The organism is Nocardia sp. NPDC102475, from assembly GCF_055584605.1.
Window position 1 is genome coordinate 121,051 of record NZ_JBVJLS010000012.1, and the last position, 12,248, is coordinate 133,298.

Below are 12,248 nucleotides of genomic sequence, written 5' to 3' on the forward strand. Positions count from 1 at the left end.
GTTGCCTCCCATACCGCCGGTCGGAAGAATGCTATCGACATGGCTGAATTCACCACCGGCGAAGCGGTCGCACTCGAGCTGCCGATCGCCCGGATCCCGACCAGGGCCACCGCGTTCCTCGTGGACGTGCTGGTGCAATTCATGCTGGGCAGCATGCTGATGCTCGGCGTCAGCGTGGCGCTGCTCTACTTCGGCGCCGACTCCGCGTGGTACAGCGCAGCGGCGATCACCACGATCGTCGGGACGCTGGTCGGCTATCCGGTGGTCTGCGAAACGCTTATGCGCGGACGGACCGTCGGCAAGCTCGCGCTCGGGCTGCGGGTGGTGCGCGGCGACGGCGGGCCGATCGATTTCCGCCACGCCCTGACCCGCGGGCTGGCGGGTGTGATCGTCGACTTCTGGATGTTGGGCGCATTCGGCGCGGTCGGGGTGATCACCTCGATGTGCTCGCCGAATGCGCGCCGGGTCGGCGATGTGCTCGCGGGCACCGTTGTCGTGCACAGCCAGCGTCGCGTGCCCTTCCCGCTCCTGGCCGTCGCACCGCCCTGGCTCGTCGCCTGGTCCGGACAGTTGGACCTGTCCGGCATCACCGAGGACCTCGCACTCGCGGTGCGCCAGTACCTGTCCCGCATCAACACCCTGACCCCCGCCGCCCAGGCGAACCTCGGTCACACCATGCTCCTCGCCGTCTGCGACCGCCTGCAGATCCCGGTACCCGCCGGGTATCCACCCGTACAGATCCTCGGCGCGGTCATCGCCGAACGCCAACGCCGCACCCTCGCGCCGATCATCACCCCGATGGTTATGGCAGGTCCGCGCCCGATGCCGATCGCCCGCGTGAGCTAGCAACTCACATAGTGCCGGACTGCTTCAGCTCCAGGTATTCGTCGGCCAAGGCTTCGGGGAGGCGCTCCGGGGAGGCCGCGACCACATCAATGCCCATGCGGCGCAGGGATTCCTGGACCAGGGCGCGTTCGGCGATCAGGGATTCGGCGGCGGCCGCGGGATAGAGGTCGGCGAGGGTGTCGCGTTTGGTGGCGGCCGCGGCGACGTCGGGATCGGTGACCGAGACGATCAGGACGCGGTGGCGTTGGGCGAGGGTCGGCAGCACCGGTAGCAGGTTCTCTTCGACGGCCGCCCCGTCCAGACTGGTGAACCAGACGACCAGGCTGCGGCGGCGGGCGCGTTGGATGGCGGCGCGGACCAGGCCCGCGCTGTCGGTGTCGACCAGTGCGGGGGTGACGCCCGCCATGGCGTGCATGAGTTTCAGTTGCAGGCGGCGTCCGCCCACACCGCGGACCTCGGTGCGGACCTGCCGGTCGTAGGCGAGCAGATCCACCGAATCGCCTGCGGCCGCGGCCAATCCGCCGAGCAGGAGGGCGGCCTCGATGCTCGCGTCCAGCCAGGTACCGGTGCCGACGCGCCCCGCGCTGATGCGGCCGGTGTCGAGCACCATGAGCATGTGCCGGTTGCGTTCCGGACGCCAAGTGCGCACCAGGACATCGGTGGCGCGGGCGGTCGCACGCCAATCGATGGCCCGCACATCGTCGCCGGCGACATACTCGCGGAAGGAATCGAATTCGGTGCCCTGACCGCGCATATTCGCGACATTGCGGCCCTCGAGATGTTGCAGCCGTTTGACTTTCGAGCGCAGCAGCCGCTCGCTGCGGAATTCCGGCAGCGCCCGGACCCGCGCGGGCACGGTGCGGCGACTCTGCCATCCGGCCATACCGAGCAGGCCGAACAATCGCACCGTCACCGGACCGGCGACTCGATCGCCGCGGTAGGTCGGTGTCAATGCGGTTTGTATTCGCATGCGGGTGTTGGGCGGCAGATCCAGTCGGTGCGTGCGGGTTTCGGCGCGAGCGCTGCCGGGCCAGTCGTCCCACAGCCGTCCGCGCACGGTCCTGGTTCCGTTGTTCACCACGCCGAGTTCCACCTCGGCGCTGCGCCCGAGCCGGATCACGGTCAACGATTCCCTGGTCAGCGTGAGGTCGCGCGCTCGCGCCACCGTGCCGAGATCGAAAAGTACCAGGGCGGCAAGCACACTCGTCATGAGGACGACACCGAGCCACGACGGCATGACGAAGCAGACGAACAGCGCGAGCACCGCCGCCGTCAGGGCGAGCCGACCGGTAACGATCACGAGCTACACCGGAACCGGAACCGAAAGCAGCAGTGACGACATGACGCCCTCGGTCGTCACACCGTCCAACTCCGCCTCGGGCCGCAGATGCAGCCGATGCCGAAGCACCGCGACCGCAACCGATTTCACATCGTCCGGGGTCACGAACCCGCGCCCGTTCAGCCAGGCGAACGCGCGCGAGGCAGCCATCAGCGCGGTCGCGCCGCGGGTGGACGCACCGTGCTGGACGGCCGGGGAGGTGCGGGTGGCCCGGCAGATATCCACCGTGTAGGCGAGTACCTCCGGACTGATGGTGACCCGGGTGATCGCCGCCCGCGCCGCGGCGATATGCGCCGGACCCGCGACCGGACGCAGACCGGCGGCGGTCAGATCGCGCGGATCGAAGCCGTCCGCATGCCGCTGCAGAATGCGGAATTCGTCGTCGCGGCCGGGCAATTGGATATCGACCTTGAACAGGAACCGGTCCAGCTGTGCCTCCGGCAGCGGATAGGTGCCCTCCTGCTCGATCGGGTTCTGCGTCGCGACCACGACGAACGGGTCCGGCAGCGGCTGCGGCTTGCCGTCCACCGAAACCTGACGCTCCTCCATCGATTCCAGCAGCGCCGATTGGGTTTTCGGAGGCGTCCGGTTGATCTCGTCGGCGAGCAGCAGATTGGTGAAGACCGGGCCGTGCCGGAAGGTGAACTCGGTGGTGTGCGGATCGTATATCTGCGAACCCGTCACATCGCCCGGCATCAGGTCCGGGGTGAACTGGACCCTGGCATGGTCCAGATCCAGGGCCGTCGCGAGCGCACGGACCAGCAGCGTCTTCGCCACGCCGGGAACGCCTTCCAGCAGCACATGGCCGCGGCAGAGCAGGGCGAGCACCAGGTACATGATCGCGGTGTCGTTGCCGATCACCGCCTTGCCGATCTCGGCACGCAGTGCGGCGAATGCGGCGCCCGCCTCTTCGGCGGTCGGGGTGTGGTTGGTGTCCGTGCTGGTCATCCGACCTCCGCCTCTATCCATTCGAGTTGTGTGGCAACGAGTTGCAGGGTGCTCGCATCGGGCACCGGTCCGTACAGCGCGGCGCCGACCATGGCCGGATCGGCCCTGGTACGCGCGGCGACGGTCGCGACAAGCCGGTCCGGCGTGACATCGGTGCCGACGCCGAGCATCGGGCGGATGCGGCGCAGGGTGGCGGCGCGCAGCCGGGCCGCGACATGTTCGTGGTCCTTCGACCGGCGATAGAGCGCCGCCTGGCCGCCGAGCAGCTCGTTCGCAGCCACTTCCACGGGTCGCGGTTCGCCGACCAGCGCACCGCGACGACGCGCCCGCCACCACACCAGTACCGCCGCGGCGATGAGGAATTGCAGGCCGCCGAAGGCGACCGGTGCGGGCAGCCTGCCGAAGATGGAGTCCTGGCCCGCGCCGAAGCCGGAGTCGCGGTTGTCATCCGGAGGTTGCTCGGGCGGTTTGGGCGGCGGAATATCCGGCAGTGTCGGCTTATGCGGCGCGGGCGCGGCACACGAATTCAACACCGCGTACAGCAGCACGACCAGCGCGATGGCGGCGAGCAGCGCGGCCCAGAATTTCGGATTGCGCAGCAGATCCGGCAGCGGCGGAAGTTGTCGGCGGGTCTTGGTCTTCTCGGTGATCGTCGCTTCGACCGGTTCCGGTGCGGGCGGTGGGGCGCTGCGCGAGTAGCGGTCGGCATATTCGAGGCGGCGGTATTCGTCCTCGGTGGCGCGGCGGCCGCCGTACACGACCTCGTCGAAACTGTGTGCGGCCGGGTGTAATTCGCTCGCATCCTCGAGCGGCAGCGCGGTGGTCGCGTCGTCGGCGGTTTCCCGCGCGGTCCGCGAGCGGCGGACCTCCAGCATGCCGCGCTGTTCCAGCCCGCGTAGTACCGCGCGGAATCGCTCGCGGAGCGCGGTGTCGAAATCCCGGTGCAGTGCGGCGTTTTCGGCGGCGTCGCGGTGGGCGTCCGCGGGGCCGAGTCGTGGTGGCGGCGGAGCCGTGGGTTCTGTCATCGTTTATCCGTCCCGGGGACCCGGATATCGAGCCCCTCGCGGCGGCATCGGCGATCCACATACGAGACCACCTGCGTCGCCGACTCGACCACCTCGCCGAAGGCGATGATCAACAGCGCGGACGTCGACAGCAGGACGATGACCTGCCAGCGATGAGTGCCGGTGAAATCCGAGAGGTACCACGGAATGCCGAGCAGCGGCACGGCGACGAAGACGACCAGGGCACGGCAGGCGAACCACAATCCGGTTATCGACGACTGCGCCCCCTGCACGAGCAGCTTCGAGCGCGCGACCGCTCCGGCGTGCGTGGTCCGTTCGACGAAGATCACCGGCACCGCGACGAACCGTCCGGCCCGCAGATAGCCGAGCCAGATCAGCGCGAACGGATACGTGATGATCAGCAGGCTGCCGATGATCAGCACGCCGATGCCGACCAGTGTGAACAGCACGTGGAAGGCCAACAGCGGACCGGCGACCGCACCCACCCGGCTCAGCGCCGTGCGCCAGCCGATCGGCGATCCGGCGACCGTCGCGAGTCCGAGGGCGACCGTCATCCCGCGCAGCAGGAACCGCAGCAACCAGGCGGCGGCCGCCGTCGACAGGATCGCCGCCCACGCGGTGCCCGCGTCGGAGCCGTCGGTCAGAGAGGAGATCCCGCCGGTAATCGCGACGACCAGCAGTTCGGCGAGGACGAGTCCGATCGCGGTCGTGCCCGCCAGCACGACGACATTCGCCTGGATCAGCGCGAACGGCTCGTCGAGCAGTTCGCGAAAGCTCAGTGGGCGGATCGGCACCGTCGTTCCAGGGGAGGTTGGCACCGGATCGTTCCCCGCCCCGACGGCACCGGCCGGCTCGGCGGCTGGTAACACGCGGCCGAGTCTAGCCGTCGGCGACCCGCCAGGCGGGGCGCAACATACCGATGGTGCGTCTGCTCAGCGCTCGAGCAGTCGTTGCACGACGTTCCGGTATCGCGTCGGGTCGATCGGCGGGAGGCCGAGCAGCGCGCGCAGATAGACGCCGTCGCCGACCAAACGGATGATGTCGGCCCGCACCGGATCGTCGATGTCCTTGTCCAGGCCGTCCGACCAGCCGTCCATCATGTCCGACAGCGCCTGCTGCACCTCGTCGGTTTCCGGGCCGGAGTTGGCGTCGATGGTGCGCATGGCCGCGACCATCGAACGGTAGAGCGTCAATTCGAGCGCGTCCGAGGTGTTGTTCGGATTCGGGGTCTGCAGATACCACTCGGCCACGGAGGTGCCCTTGGCGACGGCGGCGCCGAGTTGTTCTTCGGCGCGTTCGCTCAGTCGGCGCACCAGGCCCGCGAGCAGGGCGTCCTTGCTTTTGAAGTGGTACAGCAGGCCGCCTTTGGAGACCCCGGCGGTCGCGGCGACATTCTCCAGGGTCACCTGGGACATGCCCTTTTCCAGCAGCAGGGTTTCGAGCGCGTCCAGGATCCGGTCGCGGGTGTTCGCGGTCACTCCGGTCACTATACCGGCTGGACGGGAAGGTTCACTTACTGTACCGTCTGGACGGTAAGAAGACCCAGCGATGGAAGTCGAGAAGGCGATGACCACACAGATCGAGAAGGACACCGGGTTGGTGCCGCGTGCCACGGCGCGTGATTGGGCCGGACTGGTGGTGCTGGCCTTGGCCCTGCTGCTGCTCGCTGTCGACGCGACCGTCCTCGACCTCGCGGTGCCCGCGATCAGCGCGGAACTGGCACCGACCACGCCGCAGCTGCTGTGGATCATCGACGTGTACTCGTTTGTGCTGGCCGGACTGCTCGTCGTGATGGGCAATCTGGGTGACCGGATCGGACGGCGCAGGTTGCTGCTGATCGGCGCCGCCGGATTCGGTCTCGCGTCGTTGCTCGCCGCCTGGTCGGTCGATCCGCAGATGCTCATCGCCGCACGCGTGCTGCAGGGTGTCGCCGGTGCCACCCTCATGCCCGCGACACTGGGTCTTATCCGGTCGATGTTCCTTGATCCGCGACAGCGCACCGTCGCCATTTCCGTCTGGTCCGCGATGGCCGGCGGCGGTGCGGCGGCCGGTCCGCTGCTCGGCGGCTGGCTGCTCGAGCATTACTGGTGGGGTTCGGTATTCCTGGTGAATCTGCCGGTGATGCTGGTGCTGCTCGCGGTGGGGCCGGTACTCATTCCGGAATCCCGTGACCCGAAGCCCGGTCGCTTCGATCTGGCGAGCGCGGTGCTGTCCATGCTGGCCATGGTGCCGGTGGTGTATGCGGTCAAGGAGTCCGCGGCGCACGGTATGAGCCTGCGGCTCTTGGTGATCGGTGCGATCGGCGTGATCGCGGGCTTGCTGTTCGTGCGCAGGCAGCGCGGTCTGGCGCATCCGATGCTCGATTTGAAGCTGTTCGCATTGCCTAGGTTCCGCACTGCGGTGCTCACCAGTCTGCTCGCGGTATTCGCGCTGGCCGGTGTGCTCTTTTCCGGTTCGCAGTATCTGCAGTTGGTGCTGGGACGTTCGCCGATGCAGGCCGGATTGCTGCTGCTGCCCGGTCTCGGGGCCAGTGTATTCGCCTCGCTCGCGGCGGCGTGGATGGTTCGGGTGCTACGTCCCGGAGTGGTGCTGGGCGGTGCGCTGGTGCTCGCCGCGGTCGGTGCGGCGCTGTTCCTGTGGCTGAGCCCGGATGCGGCGACCAGTACGGTGCCGTTCATCCTCGGGTTCCTGTTCATCGGGGCGGGTGTCGGTGTGGCACTGACGGTTTCGTCGGATCTGGTGGTGGGTTCGGCACCGGCCGAGCGGGCCGGTGCGGCCGCGGCGGTTTCGGAGACCGCCTACGAGAGCGGTATCGCACTCGGGGTGGCGGTCCTCGGCAGCGTGACCATGGCCGTGTTCCGGGGTGGGCTCGACCTGTCCCAGGTGCCGAGCGCGCAGGTCGGTGCGGCGTCGGAATCCCTCGGCGGCGCCACCGAATTCGCTCGGCAGCTGCCGGAATCGGTGGCCGATGGATTCCTGACTTCAGTGCACGAGGCCTTCGTCTCGGGCGTCCACGCCGCCGCGATCGGCACGGCCGTCGTGCTGCTGATCGCTGCTGTGGTGGCATTCCGGTTGCGGACGGCCCGCGCGTAACCCAGTGCAGCCGAGAAGATTTCGTCACGGTTGCGAAGGCCGCGGTCACGGCGAGCGGTGGGGTTCTCGGAGGCGGGCCGGCGCCGGTTCCTTCGCGTTACGCCATTAGCGGGAATCGGCGAGGTGGTTCGGATACCCACTCGGCCAGGGGAGGCCGCCATCGAGGAGGCCAGGTCGGCGGGCTGGTTACCGGTGCGGGCGCGGAGTCCCCGGCTCAGATGACGGCGTGGACAGCGGGGTTTCACCGTGCACCCGATTGCGGCCGCCACCAGCGGGTGCGAAGTCATAGGCGGTGATCGCCCTACTGGGGCCTGCCCAGTCGGGTCGATGTGACGCGGCCGCGGAGAGTGACGGATTCGCCGAGCTGCCAGTGCATTGCTTCGGACGGATCGGCGGCGGCGATGGTGGATGCCGAGGTGAGCAAGCGGTTGGGGTCGGTTTTGGCGAGTTCGCAGAGTCGGGCGGCCTCGTTGACCGCATCGCCGATGACGGTGAATTCGTAGCGCTGGTGCGCGCCGACATTGCCCGCGACGACGCGGCCCGCCGCAACGCCGATGGCGGCGGTGAAATCAGAGGCCTTGGTGGTCAAGCGGTTTCGGATGGCGCGGGCACACGACAGGGCCGTGCCCGCCGCGTCGTCGAGTGGTGCCGGCGTGCCGAAGACGGCGAGTGCGGCGTCGCCCTCGAACTTGTTGAGCAGGCCGCCGCACTCTTCGACCTCGTCGACCACGATCTCGAAGAAGCTGTTCAGAATGGCGACGATTTCGGTGGCGGGCCGGGTGGCGGTCATGGTCGTCGAGCCGATGATGTCGATGAACAGCACGGCTGCCTCGCGCTCCACCCCGCCGAGATTCGGCTCGCGCTCGAGCGCCGCCTCCGCGACCTCGTGGCCGACATGTCTGCCGAACAGGTCTCTGATCTGTTCGCGCTCACGCAGTCCCGCCACCATGCGATTGAATCCGCTTTGCAGCTCACCCAATTCGGTGCCGTCGTACACCGTGACCGCGACATCGAGATCGCCGTCCTCCACCCGACGCAGCGCGCGCCGCACACCACGAATGGGTGCGACCGTCGCCGAAAGCGTCTGCGCCATCAGCAATAGACCGAAGCAGAGCCCGGCCCCGCCGAGCGCCAGCATGCACACCGCCAACCGCGCCGTGCTCACGGTGTCCATGGTCAGCGCCATGATGGCGAGCACCATGGAGCCTGCGACCGGCACCGCGGAGCCGAGCGTCCAGGCCAGAATCGATCGGCCGAAGACACCGATCCCGCGCCGCTGTCGTGAGGCCGCCGCCTCCAGTACCCGCGCGGTCGAGGGGCGCAGCGCGAACTCGATGATCAGATAACTGTTGGCGGACACCACGATCGCACTGATCCCGATGCCGAAGACGATTTTCGGAATCAGCGCCGGATCCGACAGTCCGTACAGCGCGGTCAGCAGCGTCATCCCGCCCAGCCAGAGCACCGCCTGGCACCCTACGAGCAGCATCGGCACCCGCGTGGCCGCGATCTGTTCCGCCTCGTTCGGCACCTGATCCGGATCGATGGCCCAGCGCAACGCACGCAGCCCGCGCGTCGTGCCCCACCACATCCCGATCAGCAGCGCCAGCACCCCATACAGCGGTGTAGCAACGAAATTGAGCAGCACCAGCCGCCTGGTGAAGACCGTCGGCCCGGGCAATACGAAGCCGATCAAGGCGATCGAGACGGTGATCCCGGTGACATTCGCGATCAACAACGGCACGGTCAACAGCAACTGCACCCGAATCCGCCGCTTCCCCGCCGACTCCGCCGCCGACCCGAGCAGCCGCGACCCCCACGGGGCAGCCCCCGCATCCGGCACGGTCCGCAAGTCACTGTCGGGCATGCGTTGCAGACTATGCGGCGCAGTGGTGTCAACGGCAGTCAGCGGTGCCCGCATCGAGCGGCCGCCGGTCGAGATGGCGGCAGCGGCCTCTCCGACCGGGGAGCGGCAGGCACCATACCGTGCGCGTCGAACAGGGCCGGGTGAACCAATGCGGTTACTGCGGCCGATCGAAGGGCCTCGTGCTTCCGGTCGCGCGTCAGGCCGCACGAACCGGCTGTTGGGATCGTGCCGTCAGTTGGCGGCGGCAGTTCCCGCGGGGCGCGGAGTGACTGCGGCCTGCAGTTGGCACCACGTGGCGCCCGCCGAACAATGCTGCGGTATACGAACGTGGAATCGGCGGCTGATCCACGTGCGTCCGGTCTCGGACGGCACCGTCCGTCCGGCGATGGACCGGCTGCTGGATCGTGCCGGTCAGTTGGCGGGCGGCAGTTCCCTTGGGCCGCGGTGGCCGGGGAGTTCGTTGCGGGGGCGGGTCGAGAGTTCGTCGTGGCGGTCGGCTTGGGGGAGGCCGTAGCCCTGGGGGGCGGGCTGGGGGAGGGCGGAGTAGTGGGGGTTCTGGGTGTAGTCCGCGTCGACGACGGTGGCCGCGACGCGTTGGGCGTGCCAGGACTCGGGGGTGGCGGGCAATTGGTAGCCGGGGTGCGGGGGCTGGGTGATGGCCGGGGCGTGCGAATCCTGGGAGTCGACGGTCACCTTGCGGGTGCGGCGCAGGGTGAAGGTGATCTCCTCGACCTCTTCGAATGCCTGGCGTGCGGTGCGCAGCGGGTGGGTGGCGGTGTCGATCGCATTGGCGACGAACGCGGGTACCAGCGGCCGGATGAAGCGGGCCGCGGTATCGGAGAACGGCACGGTGCCGATCAGCGGAAGTTCCAGGCCGCCGCTCCTGGGCGCGGCGGGTGCGGCCGAGGCGGTATGGGGCACCACCGCGCCTGCACCGCCGGTCGGTGCGAGCGCGCCCGCACTCATGGTGGCCGGAAGATTGGGGGTCACCTCATGAGACACAGAGCTGTCCTCTCGGTCGCCAGCCGTTCCGGCTGGAAGTTCACCTCGCCCCGGGTCCGTGATGCCGATTTCCAACCCGCCGATGGCGGCGATGATCCGGGTGCGCTGACGCTCCCGATCGATGGCGGTATCGGCCTCGACGGCCAGTCGGGCGGCGGTCAATTGTTGTTCGGTGCGCAGGTTTTCGGCCTCGGCCCGCACCTCCGCGCGTTTCACCGCGATAGCGGCGTCGGCGCCGCGTTCGGCGCGGTCCTGCACGGTGTGGAAGGCCAGTCGCCGATCGAGTGAGGTCTCCCCGCGCCACCACCGCAGGATCAGCGGCAGCAGCGCGAGCAGGACGAAGGTGAGGATGCTCAGCACTCGCAGCAGGAATGCGCTCGCCGTACCGGTGGTGTAGTCGTTCATGGCCAGCCAGCGCGCGCCCAGGCCGCGATCGGCATCGGCGAAGGCGGCGGACCCGGCGGTGTCGAGTGCCTTCTGGTCCTCGGTGATCCGCTGATCCAGTCCGGCCACCCGATCCTGCGCTGCGGCGAGCTGCTTGCGCGCGTCGTCGAGCATCGCGTTTGCGGTCTGCGATTCGGGACCGCGACCGGGCACACCGGTGATCCTGGTCTGCGGGCATTCCGGCGTCGGGTTGTATTCGCAGCGCGCGATCACCAGCGCGTGGTCGATATCGGCCTGCGCCTTGGTAATCGACTGGTCCAGTGCGGCGCGATCGGCCTTCGCACGCTCCAGCTCGGTCCGCGCGGTGACCACCGCAGGTGCGGAATCGACCGCACGCTGCGCCTTTTCATCGAGCAGCCGATCGATGGTGCCGCCGAAGAGCACCGTCGAAGCGAGTTCTGCGACCAATACCCCGGCCAGGACTGCGACGGCGACGCGTCCGGCGAGGCCTCGGCGATCCGGACCACCGGCGGGTCGTGCGGTCGCGAGGGCACGTGCCACCGCACCCGCCAGCAGTGCGACGACGAGCGCGACGAACACGATCGCGAACAACGGCATGGCATCGGCCGTGGCAAGTGCGACCGTGCCGACGATCCCGGCCACCGCCGCGAACAGCAGTACAACGGCGCCGCTCACGGCATAATCCGCCCGCTCATGCGGATAGTCGAGTTCGGACCCACCCTGCTCGCGCCCGAGACCTCCACCGAGCCAGGTGAACAAGCCGGTGACTGTCATGGGATCCCACATCCTCTACATCCCAAGTCAAAGTGGCGGCCCGCTAGCGACTGCTTGCAGGTCGCTCGAAAACCCGCCGAAGCCGTCACTGATTCGTTGTCACAGCGTGACAGGCGTGACCGCGACACACCGAGCACGCGGCCTGGGATGTGGTCAGGCTCACAGAATTCGGTATGACCGCCGGACTTGTGCGCCCGCTCACCCTTAATCTGGCAGGAATGACCGCACCGGAACGAGCCGACGAACGGGGTGTTGCGAGTGTTTTTCCGAGGCTCGGCAAGGGTTTTGGTGTGTGTGGCAGCGGCTCTGTTGATGGCCGCCCCCGATAGCCGTGCGCAAACACTCGATGACGATCCGGCCTTGGATCGCATCGTCGCTCTGGTGACCGAACGCCTGGATACTGCCGACGCCGTCGCCGCGGCCAAATGGGCGACCGCCGCGCAGAACGGTGGCCGGCCCTCGATCGACGATCCGGAACGCGAAGCGCAGGTATACAACGCGATGGTGCGCCTCGGCGCCGACCGCGGACTTCCGGAAAGCTGGATCAACCAGGTGTTCTTCGGACAGATCGAGGCCAACAAGATCGTCCAGCGCGGCCTGGTCACCCGCTGGCGCTTCGATCCGGCCGCGGCGCCGAGCATGCCGCCCGACCTGGCGTCGGTGCGCCCGGTGATCGACCGGGTGAATGTGGAAATCGTCGACCAACTCGCACTGCGCCGCGCCGAGCTCACCGGTCCCAACTGTGTCTTGCGCCTGGCACCGCCGGTTTTCGGGATGCTCGCCGCCGGCCGCGACGCGCTGCATCAGACGGCGCTGGTCCGTGCCGCCGCCGCGCTGTGCGGTCCCTAGAAGGGTGTGCTGTTAGCCGCAAGTCGTCGGCACCGCGTGTCGCCCGGCGGAAATGTGTCGTAAACCACTCGAATTAGATTGCTGAAAATGTGCTGAATTC

The 12,248-nt window shown here is 68.4% G+C and carries 10 protein-coding genes; 3 read left to right on the forward strand and 7 right to left on the reverse strand.

Features of this window, described 5'->3' with window-relative positions:
* Positions 1 to 39 precede the first annotated feature (39 nt).
* Complete coding sequence (locus tag ACZ60G_RS22360; protein ID WP_465811954.1) at positions 40 to 846, forward strand: RDD family protein; 807 nt, start codon at positions 40 to 42, stop codon at positions 844 to 846.
* Positions 847 to 850: 4 nt separating this feature from the next.
* Here ACZ60G_RS22360 and ACZ60G_RS22365 read toward each other — a convergent pair whose 3' ends face one another.
* From ACZ60G_RS22365 to ACZ60G_RS22385, 5 genes are all read right to left on the reverse strand, one after another.
* Positions 851 to 2,146, reverse strand: coding sequence for a DUF58 domain-containing protein (locus ACZ60G_RS22365; RefSeq protein WP_465811955.1), 1,296 nt, complete (start codon positions 2,144 to 2,146; stop codon positions 851 to 853).
* Positions 2,147 to 2,149: 3 nt separating this feature from the next.
* Positions 2,150 to 3,154: an AAA family ATPase gene (locus tag ACZ60G_RS22370; RefSeq protein ID WP_465811956.1), complete on the reverse strand. Its 1,005-nt coding sequence runs from the start codon at positions 3,152 to 3,154 to the stop codon at positions 2,150 to 2,152.
* Positions 3,130 to 4,158, reverse strand: coding sequence for a DUF4129 domain-containing protein (locus ACZ60G_RS22375; RefSeq protein ID WP_465811957.1), 1,029 nt, complete (start codon positions 4,156 to 4,158; stop codon positions 3,130 to 3,132). The genes ACZ60G_RS22370 and ACZ60G_RS22375 overlap by 25 nt, the downstream gene beginning before the upstream one ends.
* Positions 4,155 to 4,976: a hypothetical protein gene (locus tag ACZ60G_RS22380; RefSeq protein WP_465811958.1), complete on the reverse strand. Its 822-nt coding sequence runs from the start codon at positions 4,974 to 4,976 to the stop codon at positions 4,155 to 4,157. The genes ACZ60G_RS22375 and ACZ60G_RS22380 overlap by 4 nt, the downstream gene beginning before the upstream one ends.
* Before the next feature lie 114 nt (positions 4,977 to 5,090).
* Entirely contained in the window at positions 5,091 to 5,636 is a 546-nt protein-coding gene (locus tag ACZ60G_RS22385) for a TetR/AcrR family transcriptional regulator (protein WP_465811959.1), read from the reverse strand.
* A gap of 70 nt (positions 5,637 to 5,706) precedes the next feature.
* Here ACZ60G_RS22385 and ACZ60G_RS22390 point away from each other — a divergent pair, with 70 nt between their 5' ends.
* The gene (locus ACZ60G_RS22390) at positions 5,707 to 7,251 is read left to right on the forward strand and encodes an MFS transporter (protein WP_465811960.1); all 1,545 of its coding nucleotides are present in this window, start codon (positions 5,707 to 5,709) and stop codon (positions 7,249 to 7,251) included.
* A 301-nt stretch (positions 7,252 to 7,552) separates the two neighbouring features.
* Here ACZ60G_RS22390 and ACZ60G_RS22395 read toward each other — a convergent pair whose 3' ends face one another.
* Both ACZ60G_RS22395 and ACZ60G_RS22400 read right to left on the reverse strand, forming a co-directional pair.
* Positions 7,553 to 9,118, reverse strand: coding sequence for an adenylate/guanylate cyclase domain-containing protein (locus ACZ60G_RS22395; RefSeq protein WP_465811961.1), 1,566 nt, complete (start codon positions 9,116 to 9,118; stop codon positions 7,553 to 7,555).
* Positions 9,119 to 9,529: 411 nt separating this feature from the next.
* On the reverse strand, positions 9,530 to 11,299 hold the full coding sequence (locus ACZ60G_RS22400; protein ID WP_465811962.1) for a DUF4407 domain-containing protein: 1,770 nt from the start codon (positions 11,297 to 11,299) through the stop codon (positions 9,530 to 9,532).
* Between the two features lie 294 nt (positions 11,300 to 11,593).
* Here ACZ60G_RS22400 and aroQ point away from each other — a divergent pair, with 294 nt between their 5' ends.
* Positions 11,594 to 12,148 carry a gamma subclass chorismate mutase AroQ gene (aroQ, locus tag ACZ60G_RS22405; RefSeq protein ID WP_465811963.1) on the forward strand — a complete coding sequence of 185 codons (555 nt, stop codon included), beginning with the start codon at positions 11,594 to 11,596 and terminating at the stop codon, positions 12,146 to 12,148.
* Positions 12,149 to 12,248: the final 100 nt, after the last annotated feature.

Excerpts from the sequence above, each read along its gene's own strand:
- ACZ60G_RS22360 (WP_465811954.1), top strand. The coding sequence starts at position 40 with ATGGCTGAATTCACCACCGGCGAAGCGGTCGCACTCGAGCTGCCGATC.
- ACZ60G_RS22370 (WP_465811956.1), bottom strand. The coding sequence starts at position 3,154 with ATGGATAGAGGCGGAGGTCGGATGACCAGCACGGACACCAACCACACC.
- ACZ60G_RS22375 (WP_465811957.1), bottom strand. The coding sequence starts at position 4,158 with ATGACAGAACCCACGGCTCCGCCGCCACCACGACTCGGCCCCGCGGAC.
- ACZ60G_RS22390 (WP_465811960.1), top strand. The coding sequence starts at position 5,707 with ATGGAAGTCGAGAAGGCGATGACCACACAGATCGAGAAGGACACCGGG.
- ACZ60G_RS22395 (WP_465811961.1), bottom strand. The coding sequence starts at position 9,118 with ATGCCCGACAGTGACTTGCGGACCGTGCCGGATGCGGGGGCTGCCCCG.
- ACZ60G_RS22400 (WP_465811962.1), bottom strand. The coding sequence starts at position 11,299 with ATGACAGTCACCGGCTTGTTCACCTGGCTCGGTGGAGGTCTCGGGCGC.